General features: G+C 73.8%; 23 protein-coding genes, 1 tRNA gene and 1 pseudogene. 16 read left to right on the top strand and 9 right to left on the bottom strand.

Annotated features, from left to right (window positions below; all coding sequences use genetic code 11):
• The first annotated feature begins 118 nt into the window (after positions 1-118).
• The 4 genes from IF37_RS0108650 to IF37_RS0108635 all read left to right on the top strand — a co-directional run bounded on the left by IF37_RS0108650 (position 119) and on the right by IF37_RS0108635 (position 3,445).
• A tRNA-Leu gene (locus IF37_RS0108650) sits at positions 119-202 on the top strand.
• Between the two features lie 457 nt (positions 203-659).
• Entirely contained in the window at positions 660-2,159 is a 1,500-nt protein-coding gene (locus IF37_RS0108645; protein WP_079165621.1) for a DUF2252 domain-containing protein, read from the top strand.
• Between the two features lie 95 nt (positions 2,160-2,254).
• Positions 2,255-3,067: a hypothetical protein gene (locus IF37_RS0108640; RefSeq protein ID WP_030738744.1), complete on the top strand. Its 813-nt coding sequence runs from the start codon at positions 2,255-2,257 to the stop codon at positions 3,065-3,067.
• A 48-nt stretch (positions 3,068-3,115) separates the two neighbouring features.
• Positions 3,116-3,445 (top strand): rhodanese-like domain-containing protein, encoded by a 330-nt coding sequence (locus IF37_RS0108635; RefSeq protein WP_030738741.1) that lies wholly within the window; start codon positions 3,116-3,118, stop codon positions 3,443-3,445.
• A 127-nt stretch (positions 3,446-3,572) separates the two neighbouring features.
• Here the strand turns inward: IF37_RS0108635 and IF37_RS39140 are convergent.
• The 6 genes and pseudogenes from IF37_RS39140 to paaA all read right to left on the bottom strand — a co-directional run bounded on the left by IF37_RS39140 (position 3,573) and on the right by paaA (position 8,445).
• Positions 3,573-4,714 (bottom strand): annotated as a pseudogene (locus IF37_RS39140) (acyl-CoA dehydrogenase family protein).
• Between the two features lie 117 nt (positions 4,715-4,831).
• Complete coding sequence (locus IF37_RS0108625) at positions 4,832-5,896, bottom strand: 2Fe-2S iron-sulfur cluster-binding protein (protein ID WP_030738739.1); 1,065 nt, start codon at positions 5,894-5,896, stop codon at positions 4,832-4,834.
• Positions 5,896-6,423, bottom strand: a complete 528-nt coding sequence (gene paaD, locus IF37_RS0108620) for a 1,2-phenylacetyl-CoA epoxidase subunit PaaD (protein ID WP_030738735.1) — start codon at positions 6,421-6,423, stop codon at positions 5,896-5,898. The genes IF37_RS0108625 and paaD overlap by 1 nt, the downstream gene beginning before the upstream one ends.
• Complete coding sequence (paaC, locus tag IF37_RS0108615; RefSeq protein WP_030738733.1) at positions 6,417-7,148, bottom strand: 1,2-phenylacetyl-CoA epoxidase subunit PaaC; 732 nt, start codon at positions 7,146-7,148, stop codon at positions 6,417-6,419. Before paaC ends, paaD begins: the two co-directional genes overlap by 7 nt.
• The gene (gene paaB / locus IF37_RS0108610; RefSeq protein ID WP_014673816.1) at positions 7,145-7,432 is read right to left on the bottom strand and encodes a 1,2-phenylacetyl-CoA epoxidase subunit PaaB; all 288 of its coding nucleotides are present in this window, start codon (positions 7,430-7,432) and stop codon (positions 7,145-7,147) included. The genes paaC and paaB overlap by 4 nt, the downstream gene beginning before the upstream one ends.
• Positions 7,429-8,445, bottom strand: a complete 1,017-nt coding sequence (gene paaA, locus IF37_RS0108605) for a 1,2-phenylacetyl-CoA epoxidase subunit PaaA (RefSeq protein ID WP_030738730.1) — start codon at positions 8,443-8,445, stop codon at positions 7,429-7,431. Before paaA ends, paaB begins: the two co-directional genes overlap by 4 nt.
• Positions 8,446-8,834: 389 nt before the next feature.
• Between paaA and IF37_RS0108600 the strand changes: the two genes are divergently transcribed.
• The 3 genes from IF37_RS0108600 to IF37_RS0108590 are packed head-to-tail and all read left to right on the top strand — an operon-like array spanning position 8,835 to position 11,571.
• The gene (locus tag IF37_RS0108600; protein ID WP_253915697.1) at positions 8,835-9,614 is read left to right on the top strand and encodes a DUF5819 family protein; all 780 of its coding nucleotides are present in this window, start codon (positions 8,835-8,837) and stop codon (positions 9,612-9,614) included.
• Positions 9,611-10,822, top strand: a complete 1,212-nt coding sequence (locus tag IF37_RS0108595) for an HTTM domain-containing protein (RefSeq protein WP_030738724.1) — start codon at positions 9,611-9,613, stop codon at positions 10,820-10,822. Before IF37_RS0108600 ends, IF37_RS0108595 begins: the two co-directional genes overlap by 4 nt.
• Positions 10,819-11,571: an RNA methyltransferase gene (locus IF37_RS0108590; RefSeq protein WP_030738722.1), complete on the top strand. Its 753-nt coding sequence runs from the start codon at positions 10,819-10,821 to the stop codon at positions 11,569-11,571. Before IF37_RS0108595 ends, IF37_RS0108590 begins: the two co-directional genes overlap by 4 nt.
• Positions 11,572-11,605: 34 nt before the next feature.
• Here the strand turns inward: IF37_RS0108590 and paaN are convergent, their stop codons facing one another.
• The gene (gene paaN, locus IF37_RS0108585) at positions 11,606-13,297 is read right to left on the bottom strand and encodes a phenylacetic acid degradation protein PaaN (protein ID WP_030738720.1); all 1,692 of its coding nucleotides are present in this window, start codon (positions 13,295-13,297) and stop codon (positions 11,606-11,608) included.
• A 148-nt stretch (positions 13,298-13,445) separates the two neighbouring features.
• Between paaN and IF37_RS0108580 the strand changes: the two genes are divergently transcribed.
• Both IF37_RS0108580 and IF37_RS0108575 read left to right on the top strand, forming a co-directional pair.
• Complete coding sequence (locus IF37_RS0108580) at positions 13,446-14,960, top strand: 3-hydroxyacyl-CoA dehydrogenase (protein WP_030738717.1); 1,515 nt, start codon at positions 13,446-13,448, stop codon at positions 14,958-14,960.
• Positions 14,957-15,544, top strand: a complete 588-nt coding sequence (locus tag IF37_RS0108575; RefSeq protein ID WP_030738714.1) for a TetR/AcrR family transcriptional regulator — start codon at positions 14,957-14,959, stop codon at positions 15,542-15,544. The genes IF37_RS0108580 and IF37_RS0108575 overlap by 4 nt, the downstream gene beginning before the upstream one ends.
• Positions 15,545-15,546: 2 nt before the next feature.
• Here IF37_RS0108575 and IF37_RS0108570 read toward each other — a convergent pair whose 3' ends face one another.
• Complete coding sequence (locus IF37_RS0108570; RefSeq protein WP_030738711.1) at positions 15,547-16,032, bottom strand: Lrp/AsnC family transcriptional regulator; 486 nt, start codon at positions 16,030-16,032, stop codon at positions 15,547-15,549.
• 188 nt (positions 16,033-16,220) lie between these two features.
• On the opposite strand from IF37_RS0108570, the gene pdhA reads away from it, so the two are divergent.
• The 7 genes from pdhA (at position 16,221) to IF37_RS0108535 (ending at position 24,312) form a co-directional block, all read left to right on the top strand.
• Positions 16,221-17,405, top strand: a complete 1,185-nt coding sequence (gene pdhA / locus IF37_RS0108565) for a pyruvate dehydrogenase (acetyl-transferring) E1 component subunit alpha (RefSeq protein ID WP_030738708.1) — start codon at positions 16,221-16,223, stop codon at positions 17,403-17,405.
• Complete coding sequence (locus tag IF37_RS0108560; RefSeq protein WP_030738705.1) at positions 17,402-18,409, top strand: alpha-ketoacid dehydrogenase subunit beta; 1,008 nt, start codon at positions 17,402-17,404, stop codon at positions 18,407-18,409. Before pdhA ends, IF37_RS0108560 begins: the two co-directional genes overlap by 4 nt.
• Complete coding sequence (locus IF37_RS0108555; RefSeq protein ID WP_030738701.1) at positions 18,406-19,839, top strand: dihydrolipoamide acetyltransferase family protein; 1,434 nt, start codon at positions 18,406-18,408, stop codon at positions 19,837-19,839. Before IF37_RS0108560 ends, IF37_RS0108555 begins: the two co-directional genes overlap by 4 nt.
• A 69-nt stretch (positions 19,840-19,908) precedes the next feature.
• Complete coding sequence (locus tag IF37_RS0108550; RefSeq protein WP_030738699.1) at positions 19,909-20,817, top strand: NTP transferase domain-containing protein; 909 nt, start codon at positions 19,909-19,911, stop codon at positions 20,815-20,817.
• The gene (locus IF37_RS0108545; RefSeq protein ID WP_030738696.1) at positions 20,814-22,208 is read left to right on the top strand and encodes a molybdopterin molybdotransferase MoeA; all 1,395 of its coding nucleotides are present in this window, start codon (positions 20,814-20,816) and stop codon (positions 22,206-22,208) included. Before IF37_RS0108550 ends, IF37_RS0108545 begins: the two co-directional genes overlap by 4 nt.
• On the top strand, positions 22,205-23,302 hold the full coding sequence (locus IF37_RS0108540; RefSeq protein WP_037856013.1) for a TrkA family potassium uptake protein: 1,098 nt from the start codon (positions 22,205-22,207) through the stop codon (positions 23,300-23,302). The genes IF37_RS0108545 and IF37_RS0108540 overlap by 4 nt, the downstream gene beginning before the upstream one ends.
• 29 nt (positions 23,303-23,331) lie before the next feature.
• On the top strand, positions 23,332-24,312 hold the full coding sequence (locus IF37_RS0108535; RefSeq protein ID WP_030738690.1) for an NAD(P)H-quinone oxidoreductase: 981 nt from the start codon (positions 23,332-23,334) through the stop codon (positions 24,310-24,312).
• A 14-nt stretch (positions 24,313-24,326) separates the two neighbouring features.
• On the opposite strand, the gene IF37_RS45585 is transcribed toward IF37_RS0108535, so the two are convergent.
• Positions 24,327-24,728: a hypothetical protein gene (locus tag IF37_RS45585; protein WP_253915696.1), complete on the bottom strand. Its 402-nt coding sequence runs from the start codon at positions 24,726-24,728 to the stop codon at positions 24,327-24,329.
• Positions 24,729-24,968: the final 240 nt, after the last annotated feature.

The raw sequence follows: 24,968 nt of genomic DNA, 5'->3' as shown, positions 1-24,968 counted from the left end.
GGACGGGCGGGGGCGGGCGGCGGGGAAGCGATGTGATTCCACCCCGTGCGACGTGCTAATGTTCTGCATGTCGGAAGGGGCCAGCCCGAAAGGGGAGGAACCGGAAGACACACCCAATGCGCGGGTGGCGGAATAGGCAGACGCGCTGGATTCAGGTTCCAGTGCCCGAAAGGGCGTGGGGGTTCAACTCCCCCCTCGCGCACACAGAGGCTGAGGGCCCATCGTGAAAACGATGGGCCCTCAGTCGTATGCCTTGGTCGTATGCGGTCATGCGTGGCCGTGCCCGCGGTGCCGGTCCGCGACCATGTGCCGCGCGGATGGTGGTGTGAGGAAGCTCTCAAGCCTGCGCGGGGCGACGCCCACTTGACGGGCCGTCCGGTGGCGGGCGCCGCCGAAGGCTCGCCACGGCCACCCGCCACGGCCACTCCCCACGGCCTCCGGCCCTCGCCATCGCGCGTGACGAGGGCCACACATGACGGCGCGTGCCGCCGCGCCGGAGCAGCGGAGGCCGGTGGGGACGCTCGGGTCCGGGTGGCGCCGGGGGAGTTGTCCACAGGGTCTGACGCGTTTCGGTCACCGGTTGTACGGTCTCCCCGAGTTGATGTTCGTACCGGCGCCTGTTCGAAGGGCGCGCGGGCAGTACGGGGGAGGCGGTCGCGATGACCGGTACCGGTGTGGGGACGACGGACACGGCGGACGAGGCGGGCGGGAAGGACACGACGGACCGGGCGGGCGGCGCGCGCCGGCCGTCCCGGCCGTCCCGGCCGTCCCGGCTGCCCCGGGTGCGCGGGTTCGCCCCCTGGCCGCCCGAGGGCTCGCCGGTCTCGCCGAAGAAGGAGGGCAAGGCGCTCCGGACCGGCGTCCCCCGCTCCGCGCACCGGACCTTCGACCCGGACCCCGGCCGCCCCGACGCGGTGAGCGCGGTGCTGGAGTCCAACGCCGGCCGCATCCCCGAGCTGACCCCGCTGCGGGTGGGCCGGATGGCGGCCGGACCGTTCGCGTTCCTGCGCGGCTCGGCCGGGCTCATGGCGTACGACCTCGCGCGCACCCCCATGACCGGGATCGGCACCCAGATATGCGGGGACGCCCACGCGGCCAACTTCGGCCTGTACGGCGACGCCCGCGGCGACCTCGTCATCGACCTCAACGACTTCGACGAGACCGTGCACGGCCCCTGGGAGTGGGACCTGAAGCGGCTCGCGGCCTCGCTGGTGCTGGCCGGCCGGGAGGCGGGCGCCGACGAGGACACCTGCCGTGCGGCGGCGCGGGACGCGGCCGGCGCCTACCGCCGCACCATGCGGCTGCTCGCCAAGCTGCCCGTCCTCGACGCCTGGAACGCCATCGCGGACGAGGAACTGGTCTCCCACACCGACGCCCACGACCTGCTCGGCACGCTCCAGCGGGTCTCCGAGAAGGCCCGGTCCAACACCAGCGGCCGGTTCGCGGCCAAGTCGACCGAGCCCGACGAGGACGGCGGACGCCGGTTCGTGCCCGCCCCGCCGGTGCTGCGCCGCATCCCGGACGCCGAGGCCGCGGCGGTCACCGCGTCCCTGGAGGCGTACGTCGGCACGCTCGGCGAGGACCTCCACCCGCTGCTCGCCCGGCACGCCGTGCACGACGTGGCCTTCCGGGTGGTCGGCACCGGCAGCGTCGGCACCCGGTCGTACGTCGTCCTGCTGCTCGACCACCGAGGGGAGCCCCTGGTCCTCCAGGTGAAGGAGGCCCGCCCCTCCGCGCTCGTCCCGCATTTGGCCACGGCCGGCTTCACCACCGCGCCGGTGGCGCACGAGGGCCGCCGGGTGGTCCTCGGACAGCGGCGGATGCAGGTGGTCAGCGACATCCTGCTCGGCTGGACCACCGTCGAGGGGCGCCCCTACCAGGTGCGCCAGTTCCGCAACCGCAAGGGCAGCGTCGACCCGGCCGCCCTCGCCGCCGACCAGCTCGACGACTACGGCCGGATGACCGGCGCCCTGCTGGCCCGCGCCCACTCCCACAGCGCCGACCCACGGCTGATCGCCGGCTACTGCAGCAAGAACGGGGAGCTGGACGAGGCGATCGCCACGTTCGCCGTCGTCTACGCCGACCGCACGGAGGCCGACCACACCGATCTCCTGGCAGGCATCCGCACCGGCCGGGTGGCGGCCGAGACGGGAGTGTGAGCGACCCGGTCGCCCAAGCCCCGGGGGTACCGCGCTTCGCGCGCGGCGGAACCACGGCCACCGGTCCCGGCCGAGCGCAGCGCTACGCTGGGCGGGTGACGACCCCCGAAGACGGCCAGGCCCAGCCGCCACGCCCCGAGGAACGGCTGGAACGGGCCGTCCGGGCCGCCGAGCAGGCGCTGATCGAGTACGAGATCGCCGTGGAGACGTTCCGCGTCGAGGTCGAGAACTTCTCCCGCCTGCACGAGCAGCGACTCGGCCCGCTCTACGCCCGGATCGAGGAACTGGACGCGGAGATCGCCGAGGCGCGGGCGGCCCGCACCGGTGACCCCGAGGACATCCGCCGTGCCGCGGAAGCCCGCGCCCAGGTGCTGCCGATCCCGGGGGTGGAGGAGCTGCTGCACGGCTGGATGGACGGTGACGGCCTGTTCCCCGAGGCCACCGCGATGCTCACCGACCAGCCGGTGCGGCCCCCGCAGCGGGTCAGGCCCAGCGAGGAGGCCCGCAAGCTCTACCGCGACCTGGCCCGCAAGGCGCACCCCGACCTGGCGCAGGAGGAAGCGGAGCGCAAGCGGCGCGAGGAGTTCCTCAGCCGGGTCAACGCCGCCTACGCCCGTGGCGACGAGACCCTCCTCACGGAGCTGGCCGCGGAGTGGGCCGCCGGGCCGGTGCCGCCCGAGCGCCTCCCGAGCCCGGCCGAGGAGCTGTACGCCCGGCTCGAATGGCTCGCCCAGCGCAAGGAACTGATCACTGTGATCGCCCGTGAGCTGGAGGACGGCGCGATCGCCGGCCTGCTCCGCCTGGCCCCGGACGACCCCGACAGGCTGCTCGAGGAGATCGCCGACCGGCTCCGCGCCGACATCGCCCAGCGCGAGGCGAGCCTGGCCGCTCTGCTGGGACAGGACTGAGCCGCCGCCGCTTCGGGTAGCGTCGGATCCATGAATTTCGGAGCTGGTGTGCCCACGGTCCAGGTCACGGACCTCAAGGACGGAGACTTCCTGCTGGACGTCCGCGAGGACGACGAGTGGCAGGCGGGCCACGCCGAGGGGGCGCTGCACCTTCCCATGAGTGACTTCGTGGCCCGTTACGGCGAGCTGACCGAGGCCGCCCCGCAGGACGGCCGCGTCCACGTCATCTGCCGCTCGGGCGGCCGATCGGCCCAGGTCACCATGTACCTGGTCCAGCAGGGCATCGACGCGGTGAACGTCGACGGCGGCATGCACCAGTGGGAGCAGTCCGGCCGCCCGGTCGTCACCGACGACGGAAAGCCGGGCTCCGTCCTCTGACCGGCACCCGGAGCCGAATCCGGAACCCGCGCCCGGAGCCGGAATCCCGGAGCCGGGAGCCGGGAGCCGGGAGCCGGGAGCCGGGTTCGGGGCGGGGCAGGTGCCGGGAGGTGCCGGACCGTTCTCGTCAGCCGAGGGTATGGGTGGCCAGCAGGTCGCCGAGCCTCTCCTCGTAGGCCGCCGCCGGGCCGAGCGCCAGTTCCAGGTGCTTGGCCCAGGCGTGGTACCGGTGCAGCGGGTGGTCGGTGTCCGCGCCGAACCCGCCGTGCAGGTGCTGTGCCGTCTGCACCACCGCCGTACCCCCTCCGCCGCCCAGATCTTCGCCACGGCGACGTCTGCTGCGGCGGGCAGCGCGCCCGGCACGCCCGAGGCGATCCGCCGCGCGGCCTGCCAGAGGGTGGCCTCCATGGCGCGCAGGTCGGTGTACCGGTCCGCGGCCTGCACCGCCACCGCCTGGAACGTGGCGATCGGATGCCCGAACTGCTCCCGCCCGCCGGTGTACTCCGCGGTCATCCGCAGCACCCGCTCACCCAGCCCGAGCGCCAGCGCGCAGGTCCCGGTCACCAGCAGCGCGTGCAGCCACTCCCAGGCGCCGTCGGCCTCGATCACCTCACCGGGCTCGACGCGCACGGACCGCAGCCGCAGCTCGGCCAGCCGCTCACCGCTGGTGGAGACCTGCTCGGCGGCGACCAGGCCCTCCGCCCCGCGCGGCACCAGCGCCAGCACCGTCCGTCCGGCCGCCGTGCCCTCAGGATGCGCCGGTACGACGACCAGGTCCGCGTCGTACGCCCAGGGCACGGCCGTCTGCACCCCGTCCAGCAGCCACGCCTGCCCGTCCCGCCGGGCGACCACGGCGGGCTCGGCCGGGTCATGGCCGGTGCGTCCGTGCGCCGCGACGGTCAGCACCAGTTCCCCGCGCCCCGCCCGGGCCAGCAGGCGGTCCGTCGGCTCCGGCCCACCGTAGACCCGTAGGACCGCCGCGGCGGCACTGTGCTCCAGCAGCGGCACCCGCGCCAGCACCCGGCCCGCCTCGCGCAGCACCAGACAGAGCGCGATGGCGTCCAGGTCCGCTCCGCCGTGCTCCTCGGCGAGCAGCAGACTCAGCAGGTCGGCGGCGGCCAGCCGGGACCACAGCGCCCGGTCGAAGCCCTCGGCCACGGCGCCGACGGTGAGCGCCGGACTGGGCACCGAATCCGGCACCACCCCGGCGAACACCCCCCGCGCCGCCTCGGCCGCCGCCGACTGCTCCTCGGTGAAGGTGAAGTCCACGGCCCGTCCTCCCGGCGGTCCGGTCATCTGACGGTCCGTCAAGATAGAACAGATTCCAGGAGAAGGGAACGGTCGCCGGGTGCCCGGGTGCCCGGGTGCCCGGGGGGACGGTCGTCCTCAGCGGTCGAAGTCCAGCTCCACGCTCTCCGTCAGCGGATGCGACTGGCAGGCCAGTACGTACCCGGCGTCCGTCTCCTCCGTCTCCAGCGCGAAGTTGCGGTCCATGCGCACCTCGCCCCCGACCAGGAACGCCCGGCAGGTCCCGCACACCCCGCCCTTGCAGGCGTAGGGCGCGTCGGGCCGGTTGCGCAGCACCGTCTCCAGCAGCGATTCGCCCTCCCGCACCGGCCAGGTGCCGCCACGCCCGTCGAGCCGCGCGGTGACCGTGCTGTGCGTGGGTGCCGCAGCCGTCGCCGCCGGGGCCGACCCCGCGTCCACGTGGAAGATCTCCTCATGGACCCGGCCGCGCTCCACGCCCAGCTCGCGCAGTGCCCGTTCGGCACCCTGCACCAGTCCGTACGGCCCGCACAGGAACCAGCCCGCCACCCGCTCCACCGGCAGCAGCGCGGGCAGCAGCCCGGTGAGCCGCTCCCGGTCGAGCCGGCCCGACGGCAGGCCCGCCTGCTGCTCCTCCCGGGAGAGCACGGTCACCAGCTGGAGCCGCTGGGGATAGCGGTCCTTCAGGTCGGCGACCTCCTCCAGGAACATCGTCGACGCGGCGGTGCGGTCGCTGCGTATCAGACAGAACCGGGCCGCCGGCTCGCGTGCCAGCAGGGTGGCGACGATGGACAGCACCGGGGTGATGCCGCTGCCGCCGACCACCGCCGCGTACAGTCCCGGGGCCGGTTCCAGCGTGAAGCGGCCCGCCGGGGTCATCACCTCCAGCTCGTCCCCGGCGTTGATCTCCTTGAGCGCGTAGGTGGAGAAGGCGCCGCCCTCCACCAGTCGCACGCCGACCCGCAGCGTCTTCGGGCCCGCCCCGGCCGGGTCGGGGGCGGGGGAGCAGATCGAGTAGGTGCGCCGGATCTCCGTGCCGTCGGCCCGGCGGCGCAGCGTGAGGTGCTGGCCGGGTGCGTGCCGGTACTCCTCGCGCAGCTGGGGCGGGACGGCGAGGGTGAGGGCGACGGAGTCGTCCGTGAGCCGGTCGACCGCGGCCACCGGGAGCGGGTGGAAGCGCGCCATCACAACTCCTTGAAGTGGTCGAACGGTTCACGGCAGGCCAGGCAGCGGCGCAGTGCCTTGCACGCGGTGGAGGAGAACCGGCTCAGCAGCTCGGTGTCGGCCGCGCCGCAGTGCGGGCAGCGGACCGGCTCGTCCTCGAAGCCGTGGGTGCGGGTGGGTCCCAGGGTCAGCGGCACCGGGCCGCCGGCGTGGTGCACGCGCGGGGGAGCTATGCCGAACTCCCGCAGCTTCTCCCGGCCTTCCGGCGTGATGTCGTCGGTCGACCAGGCCGGGCTGAGCACCGTGCGGACGCTGACCTCGCGCAGGCCGTGGGCGCGCAGCAGCCGCTCGATGTCGACGCTCATCGCCTCGACGGCCGGGCATCCGGTGTAGGTGGGGGTCAGCTCGACTTCCACCGCGTCCGGGCCGTGGAGGCGCACCGCCCGGACCACGCCCAGCTCCCGCAGGGTGAGCACGGGCAGCTCGGGGTCGGGCACCGATCCGGCCAGCTCCAGCAGCTCCGCCTCCAGGGCGGTGGCCGTCACCATGACGCCCCCGGGTGACTGCGGTGCAGATGCTGCATCTCGGCGAGCATCCGGCCGAACGGCTCGGTGTGCACGCCCTGGCGGCCCGCGCCCGCCGACCAGGCTCCGGTGCGCGGACCCTCGGGGAGGGAGAGCGTGGCACGGCCGAGGACGTCCTCGACGGACTCCAGCCACCGCTCCTCCATGCGCGTCCAGTCGGCGTCCAGGCCCTCCACCGGCTGGAACAACTCCCCGGTGAACCGCCACAGCGCGTCACAGGCCCGCCGCATCCGCTCATGACCGGTCCGGGTGCCGTCGCCGAGCCGCAGCGTCCACTGCTCGGCGTGGTCGCGGTGGTAGGCGACCTCCTTCACCGCCTTCGCGGCCAGTGGGGCGAACGGGCCGTCACCGGCCGCCAATTCGGTGTGCAGCAGCTGCTGGTAGGTGGAGAAGTAGAGCTGGCGGGCGATGGTGTGCGCGAAGTCGCCGTTCGGCTGCTCGACCAGCTGGAGGTTGCGGAAGGCGCGCTCCTCGCGCAGATAGGCCAGTTCGTCCTCGTCGCCGGCCAGCGACAGCAGCACCCGGGCCTGGCCGAGCAGGTCCAGGGCGATGTTGGCGAGGGCGACCTCCTCCTCCAGGACGGGGGCGTGCCCGGCCCACTCCCCGAGGCGGTGGGAGAGCACCAGGGCGTCGTCGCCGAGGGCGAGCGCGGCGGTCACCGGGACGGTGGCGGGGCCGGTGGCGGTCACAGGTGCTTCACCCCTTCCGGGATCTCGTAGAAGGTCGGGTGCCGGTAGGGCTTGTCGGCGGCCGGTTCGAAGAACGGGTCCTTCTCGTCCGGCGAGGACGCGGTGATCGCGGCGGCCGGGACGACCCAGATGGAGACGCCCTCGCCGCGCCGGGTGTAGAGGTCGCGGGCGTTGCGCAGGGCCAGCTCGGCGTCGGGTGCGTGCAGGCTGCCGGCGTGGGTGTGGGAGAGGCCGCGCCGGGAGCGGACGAAGACCTCCCACAGGGGCCAGTCGGTGGTGCTCATGCTCGCGTCGCTCCCGTCCCACCGGTGTCGCCGGTGTGCTTGGCCGCGTAGGCGGCGGCCGCTTCCCGTACCCACGCGCCCTCGTCGTGCGCGCGCCTGCGCTGGGTGATCCGCTGCTCGTTGCACGGACCGTTGCCCTTGAGGACCTCCTGGAACTCCGTCCAGTCGATGGGGCCGAAGTCGTAGTGCCCCCGCTCCTCGTTCCACCTCAGCTCCGGGTCGGGGAGGGTGAGGCCCAGGGACTCGGCCTGCGGGACGCAGATGTCCACGAAGCGCTGGCGCAGCTCGTCGTTGGAGTGGCGCTTGATCTTCCACTCCATCGACTGCGCGGAGTGCCGGGACTCGTCGTCGGGCGGGCCGAACATCATCAGCGACGGCCACCACCAGCGGTCCACCGCGTCCTGCGCCATGGCGTGCTGCTCCGGGGTGCCCTCGCTGAGGGCCAGCAGCAGCTCGTACCCCTGGCGCTGGTGGAAGGACTCCTCCTTGCAGATCCGGACCATCGCGCGGGCGTAGGGCCCGTAGGAGCAGCGGCACAGGGGGACCTGGTTGGTGATCGCGGCGCCGTCCACCAGCCAGCCGATCGCGCCGACGTCGGCCCAGGTGAGGGTGGGGTAGTTGAAGATCGAGGAGTACTTCTGGCGGCCGGCGTGCAGCTTGTCGAGCAGTTCGTCACGGCCGGTGCCGAGGGTCTCCGCCGCGCTGTACAGGTACAGGCCGTGGCCGGCCTCGTCCTGGACCTTGGCCATCAGGATCGCCTTGCGGCGCAGGGAGGGCGCGCGGGTGATCCAGTTGGCCTCCGGCTGCATGCCGATGATCTCGGAGTGGGCGTGCTGGGCGATCTGCCGGACCAGGGTCGCGCGGTAGGCGTCGGGCATCCAGTCGCGCGGTTCGATGCGTTCGTCGGCGGCCATGGCCGCGTCGAAGGCGTGCTGGTAGGCCGTCGTGTCGGTGGCGTCCGGCGCGCCGTCCGTCTCCTTGCGGGCCGTGCGCTGCGCGGCTGCTGTCGCCATGCGGTCCCCCTGACCTCGGGCTCTGCGGTGATCCGGTCCGTTCAAGCCGTCCCGACCGATCGTTCGGTCCGTGCGCATCCATGGTGTGCCGGGCGCGGCGGGGTGTCAACCGCTGTGGAAAACTCGGCGGAGCCGCCCGTGGACCACGCCTCCGGACAGGCCGGGCGGCGGGCGTTCCGGCACCGCCGCCGTACCGCCTGGCGAGGACCACCGCCCCTGGCTCCCACCCGGGGCTGCGCCCGGGGCCCCGGGCTGAGTACCGTTCCGTCGAGCGCCCGGACGCGGCGCTCGTGGACTTCGTGGCGCCCGGGACGGCGCCGCGCCACCGGACCGGCCGCTCAGCCGACCCGCTGAGCCCGACGGCCGGGCCTGACGACCGAGTTGACCGCATGATCCGAGACGGGGGACGGCACGCGATGGACGCGCACGACGAGGACCCGCGGGGCCCACAGGCCCCCGACGGGTCGGCCGGGACGCGTCTCCCGGAAGAACCCCCGGAGCACTCCCCGCCGTCCCCGCCCCGCACCGGCGTCGCCGGGCTCTCCCCCCGCTACCAGGTCGGTGCGGCACTGGCGCTCGCGGTGGTCGCCGTCACCGCCGGTGTGCACCTGCTGATGGTGTTCCTCAGCCTCGCGCCCGCGAACACGGTGACGAAGCAGCACGGCGAGGCCGTCCAGGACTGGGTCTACCCGGAGTTCGAGCAGAACTGGAAGCTGTTCGCCCCCAACCCCCTCCAGCAGAACATCGCCGTACAGGTGCGCGCCGAGGTGCGGATGCGCGACGGCGGCCTGCGCACCACCGGATGGACCGACCTGTCCGCCGAGGACGGCGCGGCCATCGACGGCAACCTGGCCCCCAGCCACACCCAGCAGAACGAACTGCGCCGGGCCTGGGACTTCTTCAACGCCACCCACGGGACCGACAACCGGTCCGTGGGCCTGCGCGGCTCGCTGTCCGAGCAGTACCTGCGCCGGATCGTGGTGATGCGCCTGTACCGGGACGACCCGGTGGGCGGGGAGGGTGTGATCCAGCGCGTCCAGGTCCGCTCCGCCACCACCAATGTGCAGCCACCGCCGTGGAGCCGTGAGCGGGTGCCCGACAAGCCGGTCTACCGCCTGCTGTCCTGGTGGTCCCTGACGTCCGAAGAGGCCGCGGGAGGCGTGCGGTGAACCGTCTCTCCCTGTCCTTGTCGCGCGGTATCGCCCGGGTCACCGGCGCGGCCCTCGGGCCGTACCAGAGCGCGGTGATACGGATCGGCTTCGCCGGGACCTGGCTGCTGTTCCTGCTGCGCGAGTTCCCCCACCGCCAGGAGCTGTACGGCCCCACCGGACCGTGGGGCTGGAACCTCGCCAAGCAGCTCACCGCCGACAACCACGCCTTCACGGCGCTGCTGTGGTCCGACCACCGGCTCTGGTTCGAGTGCTGCTACGCGCTGGCCGTGCTCGCCGCCGCGGCCCTGGTGCTCGGCTGGCGCACCCGGACGGCCTCCCTGCTGTTCATGCTGGGCGTGCTGTCCTTGCAGAACCGCAGCGTCTTCATCGGTGACGGCGGCGACAACGTCCTGCACCTGATGTCCATCTACCTGGTGTTCACGCGCTGCGGACAGGTGTGGTCCCTCGACGCCCGCCGCGCGGCCCGCGACGCCGCGGCCCGCGCGCGCGGGGAGCGGCCGGGCGCCGACCGGACGGGTCCGGTGCTGTGGGCGGTCTCCGGCCTGGCGCTCGGCGCGGCCACGCTGACCGGGCGGTTCGACAACAGCTGGCAGATCCCGGTGCTGCTGTGGACTGCTTGGGCGGCACTCGGTCTGTGGTGGGCCGTCGCCCGCCGGGCGGCCTGGCGGGAGCCCCGGATCCTGCTGGACGTGATCGCCAACGTCCTGCACAACGGCGCCCTGGTCGTGATCATGGCCGAGGCGTGCCTGATCTACGCCACGGCCGGCTGGTACAAGGTCCAGGGTTCGCGCTGGCAGGACGGCACCGCCGTCTACTACCCGCTCCACCTGGACTACTTCTCCCCCTGGCCCGCGCTCGCCGACCTGCTGTCCTCCAGCGGCACGATCATGATGATCGTGGCCTACGGGACCGTCATGGTGCAGGTCGCCTTCCCGTTCACCCTGTTCAACCGGCGGGTCAAGAACATCCTGCTGGTGGTGATGATGACCGAGCACGCGGTGATCGCGGTCGTCCTCGGACTGCCGTTCTTCTCGCTGGCGATGATCGCCGCCGACGCGGTGTTCCTGCCGACGCCGTTCCTGCGCCGGCTCGGCGACCTGGTGGCGGGCGCGCGCGGGCGGCTGACCGGGCGGGCCGGCCGCGCGGTCCCGGCGCCGCGCTCCCCGGAGGAGAGCACGGCCGACCACGTAGGGTTCACGGCATGACCGACCCGCTCAGCCGCTGGCACGCGCACGCGGAGGGGGCCGTCCTGCTCGACGGCTTCCACGCCCTCAAGCACGCGCTGCGCTTCGGGGCCGAGGTGCCGGTCGCGGTCACCACCGACCGCGCGGCCGCGCTCGGTCTCGCCGGGGAACTGGCCGGGGACGTACGGGACGCCCTGGACGCCCTGCTGACGGAGGTGTCCGGGCAGACGTACGCCGCCCTCGTCCCGCGCCCCCATCCGACCGGGGTGGCCGCCCTCGCGGTACGCCCGCCGCGCGAGGCGGGCCTGCGCGCGCTCGCCCGCACACCCCGCACCGCGCCCGTCGTGGTCCTGGACAATCCCCGCAACCTCGGCAACGTGGGCGCCGTGATCCGGCTGGCCGCCGGCTTCGGGGTGACCGGGGTGATCACCACCGGCACCCTCGACCCCTGGCACCCCACGGTGCTGCGCGGCGGCGCGGGCCTGCACTTCGCGACCGCCGTCGAGCGCGTCGGCACCGACGAGCTGCCGGCCGGCCCGCTGTTCGCCCTCGACCCGGAGGGCGAGGACATCCGCGGCACCCGGCTGCCCGACGACGCCGTGCTGGCCTTCGGCTCGGAACGCACCGGCCTGTCGGCCGGGCTGCGCGCCCGCGCCGACCACCTGCTGCGCCTCCCGATGCGCCCCCAGGTCTCCAGCTACAACCTGGCCACCAGTGTGGCGATGACCCTGTACCACTGGAGCGCGACCGGGGGCGCGCCCGCCGTCTAGGGGGTCCGTCCGGACCGGCCCGGAGGGAAACCTCCTAGGACTCCCGGCGGACCTCCACCACCCGGAAGCGGTTGGCCACGAACGCGCCGTCGGTCAGGGCCGCGTTGGCCGCCGGGTTGCCGCCCGAGCCGTGGAAGTCGGAGAAGGCGGCCGTCTGGTTGACGTAGACCCCGCCGGTCAGGTTGAGGGAGAGCTGGGCCGCCTCCTCCAGGCAGACCTCCTCGACGGCCCGCTCGGTCTCGGCGTCCGTGGTGTAGGCGCCGACCGTCATCGCGCCCTTCTCCCGGACCGTGCGGCGCAGCAGCTCCACCGCGTCGGCCACCGAGTCGACGGCGACCGCGAAGGAGACCGGGCCGAAGCACTCGCTCATGTACGCGGCCTCGTCGTCCGGCTTGGCGCCGTCCAGCTTGACGATGACGGGGGTGCGCACCACCGCGCCCGGGAACTCCGGGTTGGTGATCTCGCGGGAGGCGAGGGCGACCTCGCCGAGCCCGGACGCCGCCTCCAGGCGGGCCTTGACGTCCGGGTTGACGATCGCGCCCAGCAGGGCGTTCGCACGCGCGTCGTCACCGAGCAGGCCGTCGACGGCACGGGCGAGGTCGGCGGTGACCTCGTCGAAGGTCTTGGGACCCTGGTCGGTGGTGATGCCGTCGCGGGGGACGAGCAGGTTCTGCGGGGTGGTGCACATCTGGCCGCTGTACAGGGACAGCGAGAACGCCAGGTTGGACAGCATGCCCTTGTAGTCGTCGGTGGAGTGCACGATCACCGTGTTGACGCCGGCCTTCTCCGTGTAGACCTGCGCCTGGCGGGCGTTGTCCTCCAGCCAGTCCCCGAAGGACGTCGATCCGGTGTAGTCGATGATCCTGATCTCGGGGCGGGTGGCGAGGGTCTTGGCGACGCCCTCGCCGGGGCGCTCGGCGGCCAGTGTCACCAGGTTCGGGTCGAAGCCGGCCGCGGCCAGCACGTCCCGGGCCACCTGGACGGTCAGCGCGAGCGGCAGCACCGCGCGCGGGTGCGGCTTGACCAGGACCGCGTTGCCGGTGGCCAGGGAGGCGAACAGGCCCGGGTAGCCGTTCCAGGTCGGGAAGGTGTTGCAGCCGATGACCAGGCCGGTGCCGCGCGGGACGGAGGTGAAGCTCTTGGTGAGCGTCAGCGGGTCGCGCTTGCCCTGGGGCTTGGTCCACTCCGCCGTCCCCGGGGTGCGGACCTGCTCCGCGTACGCGTACGCCACCGCTTCCAGGCCGCGGTCCTGGGCGTGCGGTCCGCCGGCCTGGAACGCCATCATGAACGCCTGGCCGCTGGTGTGCATGACCGCGTGCGCGAACTCGTGGGTCCGGTCGCTGATCCGCTTGAGGATCTCCAGGCAGACCACCGCCCGCGTCTGCGGGCCCGCGTCCCGCCAGGCCCGCTGCCCGGCCCGCATCGCGGGGAGCAGCACGTCCACGTCCGCGTGCGGGTACGTCACGCCCAGCTCGATGCCGTACGGCGAGGTCTCGCCGCCCACCCAGTCGTCCGTACCGGGCTGGCCGAGGTCGAGGCGGGTGCCCAGCAGGGCGTCGAAGGCGGCCTTGCCCGCCGCCGCGTCCAGGCTGCCGTTCTCGCCGTACGCCTTGGGGTGCTCGGGGTGCGGGGACCAGTACGCGCGGGTGCGGATCGCCTCCAGGGCCTGGTCGAGCGTGGGCCGGTGCTTCTCGATCAGCTCGTGGGCGGTCAGTTCGGCGGCCATGCGGGACCAACTCCTCGTCTGGAGAGCTCTTCGTCGAGTCCGTGACCTGGGCAGCGGCTGCCCGTCAGAGCTAGAGTAACCGAACGATCGGTCGGGACAAGGGGGTCCGCCGCATCTGTGGAAAACGTCGTGCGGAAGGATCGCGCACATGACAGCACTCGACCTCAGCAGCCCCGTGGCCGTCGTCGGCACCGGCACCATGGGTCAGGGAATCGCCCAGGTCGCGCTGACCGCGGGCCATCCCGTACGGCTGTACGACGCCGTCCCCGGGCGGGCCCGGGACGCGGCCGGAGCGATCGGCGCCCGTCTCGACCGGCTGGTGGAGAAGGGCCGGCTTGCCGGTGACGACCGGGACGCGGCCCGGGCCCGCCTCACGCCCGTGGACGGCCTCGCCGAGCTGGCCGACTGCGGCCTGGTCGTGGAGGCCGTCGTGGAGCGCCTGGACGTCAAGCAGCGGCTCTTCACCGAGCTGGAGGAGTTCGTCACCGAGGACTGCCTGCTCGCCACCAACACCTCCTCGCTGTCGGTGACGGCGGTCGGCGGCGCCCTGCGCCACCCGGGCCGCTTCGTCGGCCTGCACTTCTTCAACCCGGCGCCGCTGCTGCCGCTGGTCGAGGTGGTCTCCGGCTTCGCCACGGACGTCACGTCGGCCACGCGCGCGTACGAGACCGCCCGCGCCTGGGGCAAGACACCGGTGGCCTGCGCCGACACCCCCGGGTTCATCGTCAACCGCATCGCCCGGCCCTTCTACGCCGAGGCGTTCGCCGTATACGAGGCCCAGGCCGCCGACCCCGCCACCATCGACGCGGTCCTGCGCGAGTCGGGCGGCTTCCGGATGGGCGCCTTCGAGCTGACCGACCTGATCGGCCAGGACGTCAACGAGTCCGTCACCCACTCGGTGTGGCGGTCCTTCTTCCAAGACGCGCGGTTCACGCCCTCCCTGGCCCAGCGCCGGCTGGTGGAGTCCGGCCGGCTCGGCCGCAAGAGCGGGCGCGGCTGGTACGACTACGCCGACGGCGCCGAGCGGCCCGAGCCGCACACCGCCGACAAGGAGCAGCCGCCCGCGTACGTCGTCGCCGAGGGCGGTCTCGGTCCGGCCGCCGAACTGCTCGGCCTGATCCGCGAGGCGGGCATCGGCATCCGGCAGGAGGACGAGGACAACGGCACCCGGCTGGTGCTGCCCGGCGGCGGCCAGCTGGTCCTCGCCGACGGCCAGATCTCCGCGGAGTTCCGGGACGTCGTCTACTTCGACCTCGCCCTGGACTACCGCACGGCCACCCGGATCGCCCTCTCCGCCGCCCAGGACACCTCCCCGCGGACCCTCGCCGAGGCCACCGGACTGTTCCAGGCGCTCGGCAAGGACGTCAGTGTCATCGGTGACGTCCCCGGAATGATCGTCGCCCGCACGGTCGCGCGGATCATCGACCTCGCCCACGACGCCGTCGCCAAGGGCGTGGCCACCGAGGAGGACGTCGACACCGCGATGCGGCTGGGCGTCAACTACCCGCTCGGCCCCTTCGAGTGGGACCGCGCGCTCGGCCGCGAGTTCGCCTTCGAGGTCCTGGACGAGATGCACGAGCGCGATCCCGCCGGACGCTACGCGCCCTCCCTCGCGCTCTACCGCCACGCCTACGCCAACGACCATCGGGAGGGCACCGCATGACCACGGCCAGACGCGACACCTACACGCCGGAGACACTGCTCTCCGTCGCCGTGCGGGTGTTCAACGAGCGCGGCTACGACGGCACCTCCATGGAGCACCTGTCCAAGGCGGCCGGCATCTCCAAGTCGTCGATCTACCACCACGTCAGCGGCAAGGAGGAACTGCTGCGCCGGGCCGTCAGCCGCGCGCTGGACGGCCTGTTCGCCATCCTTGAGGAGGAGCGCGCGCGCACGGGAGGGCCGGCCGAGCGGCTGGAGCACGTCGTGCGCCGCATGGTCGAGGTGCTCATAGCCGAGCTGCCCTATGTGACGCTGCTGCTGCGCGTGCGCGGCAACACCGAGACCGAGCGGTGGGCGCTGGAGCGCCGCCGCGACTTCGACCACCGGGTGGCCGAGCTGCTGAAGGCTGCGGCGGCCGACGGGGAGGTGCGCGGTGACGTGGAGGTGCGCCTGGTCACCCGGCTGGTCTTCGGAATGGTCAACTCCATCGTGGAGTGGTACCGGCCGGACCCGCGGGGCGCTACCGCCCGGGAGGTGGCCGACGCCGTCGTCCGGCTGGTCTTCTCGGGGCTGCGCCAGGGCTGACCTCAGCCGTCCGGCTCCAGGTCCTCCTCCTCGAACACCAGCAGCGTGCGGGTGCTGAGCACTTCGGGGATGGCCTGGAGCCGTGTCAGCACCAGTTCGCGCAGCGCCCTGTTGTCGGGTGTGTGCACGAGCAGCAGCACGTCGAAGTCGCCGCCCACCAGGGCGATGTGGGAGGCCCCGGGCAACTCCCTGAGCTGCTCGCGGACCGTGCGCCAGGAGTTCTGGACGATCTTCAGCGTGATGTACGCGGAGGTCCCGTGGCCCGCCCGCTCGTGGTCCACGCGCGCGCTGAAACCCCGGATCACCCCGTCCTCGACGAGCCGGTTGATCCGCGCGTAGGCGTTGGCGCGCGAGACGTGGACGCGTTCGGCGACGGACCGTATCGAGGCGCGGCCGTCCGCCTGGAGGATCCGCAGGATGTCCTGGTCGATGGCGTCCAGCGGGCGCGGCGGCGGCAGCGCCGCACTGTTCTGCGGCCCCTCGGCCATTTGTTCAGGCGCCATGTCCCCCCACCTCATCGCCGTGGACGTCCTGCCTTCATTCCAGGCTGTGGAGAACCGTTTGTCCACAGCCTGAAGGCGCGTGTAGCCAAAATGTGGCGGTGATCGAACAATCGGTAGGTGAGGCGAGTCACAGCCGATGCGCCTCCCGTAGCCGCTCACGAGGAGGTGCCGTCATGACGGTTCTGGAGCAGCGGGGCGCGTACCGGCCATCGCCGCCGCCCGCCTGGCAGCCCCGTATGGACCCCGCGCCGCTGCTGCCCGACGCCGAGCCCTACCGCGTCCTCGGCACCGAGTCGGCCGCCAAGGCCGATCCCGGCCTGCTGCGCCGGCTCTACGCCGAGCTGGTGCGCGGGCGCCGTTACAACGCGCAGGCCACCGCCCTGACCAAGCAGGGCCGGCTCGCCGTCTACCCGTCCAGCACCGGCCAGGAGGCCTGCGAGATCGCCGCCGCCCTGGCCCTGGAGGAGCGCGACTGGCTCTTCCCCAGCTACCGCGACACGCTCGCCGTCGTCGCCCGGGGCGTCGACCCGGCCGAGGCGCTCACCCTGCTGCGCGGCGACTGGCACAACGGCTACGACCCCTACGCCCACCGGGTGGCCCCCCTCAGCACCCCGCTGGCCACCCAGCTCCCGCACGCCGTCGGCCTGGCCCACGCCGCCCGCCTCAAGGGCGACGACGTGGTCGCGCTCGCCATGGTCGGTGACGGCGGCACCAGCGAGGGAGACTTCCACGAGGCGCTGAACTTCGCCGCCGTCTGGCAGGCGCCGGTCGTCTTCCTGGTGCAGAACAACGGCTTCGCCATCTCCGTCCCGCTCGCCAGGCAGACCGCCGCGCCCTCCCTGGCCCACAAGGCCGTCGGGTACGGCATGCCGGGCCGGCTGGTCGACGGCAACGACGCGGCGGCCGTGTACGAGGTCCTGAGCGACGCCGTGCGGCACGCGCGCGCGGGGGGCGGTCCGACCCTGGTGGAGGCGGTGACGTACCGCATCGAGGCCCACACCAACGCCGACGACGCCACCCGGTACCGGGGCGACGCCGAGGTCGAGGCCTGGCGTGCCCACGACCCCATCGCGCTGCTGGAACGCGAACTGACCACGCGCGGACTGCTGGACGAGGACGGCATCGAGGCCGCCCGGCAGGACGCCGAGACGATGGCCGCCTCCCTGCGGGACCGCATGAACCGGGAACCCGGACTCGACCCCATGGACCTCTTCGACCACGTCTACGCCGAGTCGACCCCCCAACTGCGCGAGCAGCGAGACCTGTTGCGGGCCGAGCTGGAGGCCGAGCAGGAGCCGCACGACGGGCACGGGGAGCAGGGCGAGGGCTCCGGCGCGCGGGAAGGCGGCGCCCGATGACCACCGTCGCCGTCAAGCCCGCCACCATGGCGCAGGCCCTCACGCGCGCGATGCGCGACGCCATGGCCGCCGACCCCGCCGTACACGTCCTGGGCGAGGACGTCGGCACCCTCGGCGGTGTCTTCCGGGTCACCGACGGGCTCGCCAAGGAGTTCGGCGAGGACCGCTGCACCGACACCCCGCTCGCCGAGGCCGGCATCCTGGGCACCGCCGTCGGCATGGCGATGTACGGCCTGCGCCCGGTGGTGGAGATGCAGTTCGACGCCTTCGCCTACCCGGCGTTCGAGCAGCTGATCAGCCATGTCTCCCGGATGCGCAACCGCACCCGCGGCCGGATGCCCCTGCCCATCACCGTGCGCGTGCCCTACGGCGGCGGCATCGGCGGCGTCGAGCACCACAGCGACTCCTCCGAGGCCTACTACATGGCGACCCCGGGGCTGCACGTCGTCACCCCGGCCACCGTCGCCGACGCCTACGGACTGCTGCGCCGGGCCATCGCCTCGGACGACCCGGTCGTCTTCCTGGAGCCCAAGCGGCTGTACTGGTCGAAGGAGACCTGGAACCCCGAGGAGCCGACGGACGTCGAGCCCATCGGGCGGGCGGTGGTGCGCCGCCGGGGCGGCAGCGCCACGCTCGTCACCTACGGTCCCTCGCTGCCGGTCTGCCTGGAGGCCGCCGAGGCCGCCCGGGCCGAGGGCTGGGACCTGGAGGTCGTCGACCTGCGCTCCCTGGTCCCGTTCGACGACGAGACGGTCTGCGCGGCCGTCCGGCGTACCGGGCGCGCGGTCGTCGTCCACGAGTCCACCGGGTTCGGCGGGCCGGGCGGCGAGATCGCGGCCCGGATCACCGAGCGCTGCTTCCACCACCTGGAGGCACCGGTGCTGCGCGTGGCCGGTTTCGACATCCCCTACCCGCCGCCCATGCTGGAGCGGCACCACCTGCCCGGCGTCGACCGCATCCTGGACGCCGTGGCCCGGTTGCAGTGGGAGGCCGAGGGCCGATGACGCAGGTGCTGGAGTTCAAGCTGCCCGACCTCGGCGAAGGGCTCACCGAGGCGGAGATCGTCCGCTGGCTCGTCGAGGTCGGTGACGTGGTCGTCGTCGACCAGCCGGTGGTCGAGGTGGAGACGGCCAAGGCGATGGTCGAGGTGCCCTGCCCGTACGGCGGCGTGGTCACCGCCCGCTTCGGCGAGGAGGGCGCCGAACTGCCCGTCGGTGCCCCGCTGCTGACGGTCGCCGTGGGCGAAGCGGCGGCGGAGCCGGAGGGCTCGGGCAACGTCCTGGTGGGGTACGGCACCCAGGCTCCCGCCGGCCGCCGGCGCCGGGTCCGGGCGGGTACCGCCACCGCGAACGGCACGGCCCGGCGGCACGACGGCGCCCAGCCGGCGGCCCGCACGGACACGGCCGCACCGGTCCGGGACCTCGCGGCGGGCCGGGCGGCCACGCGGGGGCCCGCGCCGGCCCAGGCGGCTCCCGCCCCGCCCGTGTCCGCACCCGGCGGCGGACCCGTTGCCGTGATCTCCCCCCTCGTCCGCAAACTCGCCCGGGACAACGGCGTCGACCTGCGGGAGCTGGCCGGCTCCGGACCGGACGGGCTGATCCTGCGCGCGGACGTGGAGGACGCGCTGCGGGCCATGGCGACCGGTACGGCGGGGACACCGGCCGTCGGCACCGCCGTGGCGCCTTCGCCGGTCGCCCCGACACCCCGTGCCGACAGCGGGCGTGCCGACAGCGGGCGTGTCGGGGGTGGTGTGCGCATCCCGCTCAAGGGCGTGCGCGGTGCCGTCGCCGACAAGCTCTCCCGCAGCCGCCGGGAGATCCCGGACGCGACCTGCTGGGTCGACGCCGACGCGACCGAACTCCTGCGCGCCAGGGCCGCGATGAACGCCTCCGGGGGCGCGAAGATCTCCCTCCTCGCGCTGCTCGCCCGGATCGCCACCGCCGCGCTGGCCCGGTTCCCCGAGCTGAACTCGTACGTCGACACCGAGGCCCGCGAGGTCGTCCAGCTCGACCACGTCCACCTCGGGTTCGCCGCCCAGACCGACCGCGGGCTGGTCGTGCCCGTGGTCCGGGACGCCCACGCGCGCGACGCCGAGTCCCTGACCGCCGAGTTCGCCCGGCTCACCGAGGCGGCCCGGACGGGCACCCTGACTCCAGGGGAACTCACCGGCGGCACCTTCACGCTGAACAACTACGGCGTCTTCGGCGTCGACGGCTCCACGCCGATCGTCAACCACCCCGAGGCGGCCATGCTCGGCGTCGGACGCATCGTCCCCAAGCCGTGGGTGTTCGAGGGCGAGCTGGCCGTCCGGCAGGTCGTGCAGCTCTCGCTCACCTTCGACCACCGGGTGTGCGACGGCGGCACGGCGGGTGGCTTCCTGCGGTACGTCGCGGACTGCGTGGAACAGCCGGCGGTGCTGCTGCGCACCCTGTGAGGGACGAGCCCCCACGCGAGGGGACGTACGCCGATCCGCGCGGAGGGACGGACGGGACATACTCGTGGGGTGACCGACGCCGCATCCGCCCTCCCCGGGACGCCCGCGCCACCCGTGCCGTACGACGCCGTCATCCTGGCCGGCGGTGCCGCCCGGCGGCTCGGCGGGGCCGACAAACCCGCGGTCCGGGTCGGCGGCCGCGCGCTGCTCGACCGGGTGCTCGCGGCCTGCGCGGACGCCCGGACGACCGTCGTCGTGGCCGCGCCCCGGCCCACCGCCCGCCCGGTGCGCTGGGCCCGTGAGGAGCCGCCCGGCGGCGGGCCGGTCGCCGCGCTGGAGGCCGGCCTGCGGCTCACCACCGCCGGGCGGACCGTCGTCCTCTCCGCCGACCTGCCCTTCCTCGGACCGGATACGGTCCGCCGGCTGCTGACCACCCTTCAGGACACCGGTACCGAGGGCGCGCTGCTCACCGACGCCGACGACCGCGACCAGCCGCTCGTGGCCGCTTACCGCACCGCCGCCCTGCGCCGCGAGCTGGCCGACCTCGCCGCCGCGCACGACGGCCTCGCCGGACTGCCCCTGCGCCGGCTGACCGGTGCCCTGAGCCTCAGCCGCGTCCCGGATCCGCTCGCCTCGTTCGACTGCGACACCTGGGGGGACATCGCCGACGCCAGGGCACGCATCAGGGACCATGGGTACGTGTTGGATGAATGGATCTCCGCAGCCAAGGACGAACTGGGCATCGACCTGGACGTCGACACCGGCGTCCTGCTCGACCTGGCCCGTGACGCCGCCCACGGGGTGGCCCGCCCGGCCGCCCCGCTGACCACCTTCCTCGTCGGCTACGCCGCGGCCCGGGCCGGGGGAGGCCCCGAGGCCGTCGCCGAGGCCGTCCGCAAGGCCGCCGCGCTGGCCTCGCGGTGGGAAGAGGAGAACGACGAGAGCGGCGGGGGCCCGAGCGCCCCGGACGCCGGATGACCGCCCCCGGTACCCGGGCCGGGACACCCGCCACGGACACCGACGATCTCGACGTCGAGGAGGCCCTGGCACTGGTGAGAGACGTCCACAAGGACCCCGGCGACGACGGCACGGGCCAGCCGCCCGGCACGCCCGCGCAGCCGTCCGGCGAGCGGCACCGGGCCACCCCCTGGCCCCGGGCCCGCGAGATCGCCGCCCGCGCCGCCCGCGCACAGGGCCCCAGGAAAGAGGACGGCGGAGCCACCGGTGCCCGGCGGGCCCCCGTCCCCGTTTCCCTCGGCGACGCCCTCGGACTGGTCCTGGCCGCCCCCCTGGAGGCGCTCACCGACCTGCCCTCCTTCGACACCTCCGCGATGGACGGCTGGGCGGTCGCCGGGCCCGGTCCCTGGCAGGTACGGGAGGACGGCGTGCTCGCCGGGCACGCGCAGCCCGACCCGCTCACCGACGGCGAGGCGGTCCGCATCGCCACCGGAGCCCGCATCCCCGCCGACACCACCGCCGTCCTGCGCACCGAACACGGCCGGATCGACGCCCAGGGCCGGCTGCACACCACCCGCGAGATGCTGCACGGCCAGGACATCCGCTCCCGTGGCCAGGAGTGCCGCACCGGCGACCAGTTGCTGCCCGTCGGCACCCTGGTCACCCCCGCCGTCCTGGGCCTCGCCGCGGCGGCCGGCTACGACACGGTCACCGTCGTGCCCCGGCCCCGCGTCGAAGTCCTGATCCTCGGCGACGAGCTGCTGACCGGAGGTCTGCCGCACGACGGGCTGATCAGGGACGCGCTCGGCCCCATGCTGCCGCCCTGGCTGCGCGCGCTCGGCGCCGACGTCGTCGCCGTCCGCCGGATCGGTGACGACGCCCGGGCGCTGCGCAAGGCGGTCACCGGCTCCGCAGCCGACGTGATCGTCACCACGGGCGGCACCGCGGCCGGACCCGTGGACCACGTCCACCCCGTCCTGGAGCGCATCGGTGCCGAACTCCTCGTCGACGGGGTGAAGGTACGACCCGGTCACCCCATGCTGTTGGCCCGCGTCAGCGACCACCAGCACCTCGTCGGCCTGCCCGGCAACCCCCTCGCGGCCGTCTCCGGCCTGCTCACGCTCGCCGAGCCGCTGCTGCGGACCCTCGCCGCCCGCCCCGCCCCCGAGCCGTACACCCTGCCCCTCAAGGAGGCGGTGCAGGGACACCCGCACGACACCCGGCTCATCCCCGTGGTGCTCCGCGGCGACCATGCCGTGCCGCTGCGCTACAACGGTCCGGCCATGCTCCGTGGCGTCGCCGCCGCCGACGCGCTGGCCGTCGTACCGCCGGGCGGGGCGCGGCAGGACGAGGAGACGGAGCTGCTGGACCTGCCGTGGGCGACCGCCGGAATCGGGGTGTGTTTCACGTGAAACTTCCGGGCCACGACGCCATCGCCCGCCAAGCGGGCGAGCATCTGGTGACCCATCGGGTGGAACTCCCGAGGAAAGTGGTGGAGCGCCCGATCCGGCAGGTCGTCAAGCGCCTGGTCATGGCTTTGGCGGTGCTGGTCGCCACCGCGCTGATCGTCTACGCCGACCGCGACGGCTACAACGACAACGCCGACGGCTCGGTCGACCTGCTCGACGCGTTCTACTACGCGACCGTGACCCTCTCCACCACGGGGTACGGCGACATCACCCCGGTCAGCGACGGCGCCCGGCTCACCAACATCTTCCTCATCACGCCCCTGCGCGTGCTGTTCCTGATCATCCTGGTCGGCACCACGCTGGAGGTCCTCACCGAACGCACCCGTGAGGAATGGCGCCTGAACCGCTGGAGGTCCACCTTGCGCGACCACACCGTCGTCATCGGCTTCGGCACGAAGGGACGGTCGGCGATCCAGACCGTCTGCGCGACCGGCCTGAAGAAGGAGCAGGTCGTCGTGGTCGACCCCAGCTCCAAGGCGATCGACGCGGCGACCGCGGAGGGCTACGCCGGGGTCATAGGCGACGCCACCCGCAGCGACGTGCTCAAGCGGGCCGAACTGCACAAGGCACGGCAGATCATCGTGGCCCCGCAGCGTGACGACACCTCGGTCCTCGTCACCCTGACCGCCCGCCAGCTCAACCGCGGCGCCAAGATCGTGGCCGCGGTCCGCGAGGAGGAGAACGCCCCGCTGCTCCGGCAGTCCGGCGCCGACGCCGTCATCACCAGCTCCGGCGCGGCCGGCCGGCTGCTCGGCCTCTCCGTGCTCAGCCCCGCCGCCGGCATGGTGATGGAGGACCTCATCCAGCAGGGCAGCGGACTCGACCTCGTCGAACGGCCGGTGGTCCGCCGCGAGGTGGGCAAGACGCCACGGGAGACGGACGACCTCGTGGTGAGCGTCCTGCGCGGACACCGGGTGCTCGGCTACGACGATCCGTCCGTGGGCACCCTCCAGCTGACGGACCGGCTCATCACCATCGTCCGGGCCACCCCCGGCGCTCAGGTGACCCCGGACACCCGTCCGCTGTCGCGCGGCTGAGCGGCCCGTCGGGGAGTAGCGTCACCCGCATGCATGCGATCACGATTTCCGAACCCGGCGGTCCCGAGGTCCTGGTGTGGGACGAGGTCCCCGACCCGTTGCCCGGGGAGGGCGAGGTGCTGGTCGAGGTGGCGGCCAGCGCAGTCAACCGTGCCGACATCCTCCAGCGCCAGGGCGCGTACAACCCGCCGCCCGGAGCCTCCCCCTACCCCGGCCTGGAGTGCTCCGGCAGGATCGCCGCGCTCGGCCCCGGCGTCTCCGGCTGGGCCGTCGGCGACCAGGTGTGCGCGCTGCTCGCGGGCGGCGGTTACGCCGAGAAGGTCGCCGTGCCGGCCGGGCAACTGCTGTCCGTGCCCGAGGGCGTCGACCTCACCCGGGCGGCGGCGCTGCCCGAGGTGGTCTGCACCGTCTGGTCCAACGTGTTCATGGTCGCCCATCTGCGCCCCGGCGAGACGCTGCTGGTGCACGGCGGCTCCAGCGGCATCGGCACCATGGCGATCCAGCTCGCCAAGGCCATCGGCGCCAAGGTCGCGGTGACCGCCGGCACCAAGGAGAAGCTCGACCGGTGCGCCGAGCTGGGCGCGGACGTCCTCATCAACTACCGCGAGCAGGACTTCGTCGCCGAGATCCAGCAGGCCACCGGCGGCACGGGCGCCGACGTCATCCTCGACAACATGGGCGCCAAGTACCTGGACCGCAACGTCCAGGCCCTCGCCGTCAACGGCCGCCTCGCGATCATCGGGATGCAGGGCGGAGTCAAGGGGGAGCTGAACATCGGGGCGCTGCTGAGCAAGCGGGCCGCGATCAGCGCGACCTCGCTGCGCGCCCGTCCGCTGGGCGAGAAGGCGGCCATCGTCGCCGCCGTACGCGAGCACGTGTGGCCCCTGCTGGCCGCCGGGCATGTCCGCCCGGTCGTGGACCGCGAGCTGCCGATGGCGGAGGCGGCCGAGGCACAGCGGCTGGTGGAGGAGAGCGGGCACGTCGGCAAGGTGCTGCTGGTGACGTCGTAGCGGCGCCACGCGGGTCAGCTCCTGCGCAGTCTCAGGCCGAGGAGGGCGAGGCCCAGGCCCAGACCTATGAGCACCAGCCCGCTGCCCAGCGGCAGGAGCCGCAGGACCGGCTCCGCGGGGGCCTCGCCCTCCTGCGCCTGCTGGGCGGAGGCCGGCGGCTCAGTGGTGGCACGGCCGGTGCCGGTCGCGTCGGGGGACTCCGAGGCGGCCGGCACGTCCGTGGTCTCCGGCTCCGCCGGCTGGGCGGCGGGGGTGGCGGGGGCGGGGTCGTCGTCGCCCTCCACCTGGGCCGCCGGTCCGTCGGGCCGGCCCGGCCGCATCCGCCCCTCACCGGCCCGGCTGCCCGCCCGGGACGGCTCGGTCCAGGCGAGGGAGCGGTAGGGGTGGACCGAGGCCGAGGCGGAGTCGGACGGCATCGGGACGGGGGCGGGTGTGTCCTCGGGCGCGAGGCCGGCGGGGGCGGAAGGGTCCCGGTCCGGACGGTCATGGCCCGGGTGGCTTTGCTCGGAGTCCTCATGTCCTCGCTCCCCGCGACCCGGGTCACCGCGCCCCGATTCCGGTTGCCCGCGGCCGGGGTCACCGTGGCCGGGTGACGTGTGCCCCGGGGACGACTGCTCCCGGGGCGGGTGCGGCGTGGGAGCGGGCCGCTCCGCCCC

The organism is Streptomyces sp. NRRL S-31, from assembly GCF_000718775.1.
Classification (GTDB): Bacteria; Actinomycetota; Actinomycetes; order Streptomycetales; family Streptomycetaceae; genus Streptomyces.
This window is presented reverse-complemented; position numbering and strand designations above follow the sequence as displayed.

Excerpts from the sequence above, each read along its gene's own strand:
- paaA (WP_030738730.1), bottom strand. The coding sequence starts at position 8,445 with ATGGCGACAGCAGCCGCGCAGCGCACGGCCCGCAAGGAGACGGACGGC.
- IF37_RS0108590 (WP_030738722.1), top strand. The coding sequence starts at position 10,819 with ATGACCGACCCGCTCAGCCGCTGGCACGCGCACGCGGAGGGGGCCGTC.
- IF37_RS0108575 (WP_030738714.1), top strand. The coding sequence starts at position 14,957 with ATGACCACGGCCAGACGCGACACCTACACGCCGGAGACACTGCTCTCC.
- IF37_RS0108570 (WP_030738711.1), bottom strand. The coding sequence starts at position 16,032 with ATGGCCGAGGGGCCGCAGAACAGTGCGGCGCTGCCGCCGCCGCGCCCG.
- IF37_RS0108600 (WP_253915697.1), top strand. The coding sequence starts at position 8,835 with ATGATCCGAGACGGGGGACGGCACGCGATGGACGCGCACGACGAGGAC.
- IF37_RS0108560 (WP_030738705.1), top strand. The coding sequence starts at position 17,402 with ATGACCACCGTCGCCGTCAAGCCCGCCACCATGGCGCAGGCCCTCACG.
- pdhA (WP_030738708.1), top strand. The coding sequence starts at position 16,221 with ATGACGGTTCTGGAGCAGCGGGGCGCGTACCGGCCATCGCCGCCGCCC.
- IF37_RS45585 (WP_253915696.1), bottom strand. The coding sequence starts at position 24,728 with ATGCCGTCCGACTCCGCCTCGGCCTCGGTCCACCCCTACCGCTCCCTC.
- IF37_RS0108645 (WP_079165621.1), top strand. The coding sequence starts at position 660 with ATGACCGGTACCGGTGTGGGGACGACGGACACGGCGGACGAGGCGGGC.
- IF37_RS0108555 (WP_030738701.1), top strand. The coding sequence starts at position 18,406 with ATGACGCAGGTGCTGGAGTTCAAGCTGCCCGACCTCGGCGAAGGGCTC.
- IF37_RS0108580 (WP_030738717.1), top strand. The coding sequence starts at position 13,446 with ATGACAGCACTCGACCTCAGCAGCCCCGTGGCCGTCGTCGGCACCGGC.
- IF37_RS0108625 (WP_030738739.1), bottom strand. The coding sequence starts at position 5,896 with ATGGCGCGCTTCCACCCGCTCCCGGTGGCCGCGGTCGACCGGCTCACG.
- IF37_RS0108545 (WP_030738696.1), top strand. The coding sequence starts at position 20,814 with ATGACCGCCCCCGGTACCCGGGCCGGGACACCCGCCACGGACACCGAC.
- paaD (WP_030738735.1), bottom strand. The coding sequence starts at position 6,423 with ATGGTGACGGCCACCGCCCTGGAGGCGGAGCTGCTGGAGCTGGCCGGA.
- paaB (WP_014673816.1), bottom strand. The coding sequence starts at position 7,432 with ATGAGCACCACCGACTGGCCCCTGTGGGAGGTCTTCGTCCGCTCCCGG.
- IF37_RS0108535 (WP_030738690.1), top strand. The coding sequence starts at position 23,332 with ATGCATGCGATCACGATTTCCGAACCCGGCGGTCCCGAGGTCCTGGTG.
- paaN (WP_030738720.1), bottom strand. The coding sequence starts at position 13,297 with ATGGCCGCCGAACTGACCGCCCACGAGCTGATCGAGAAGCACCGGCCC.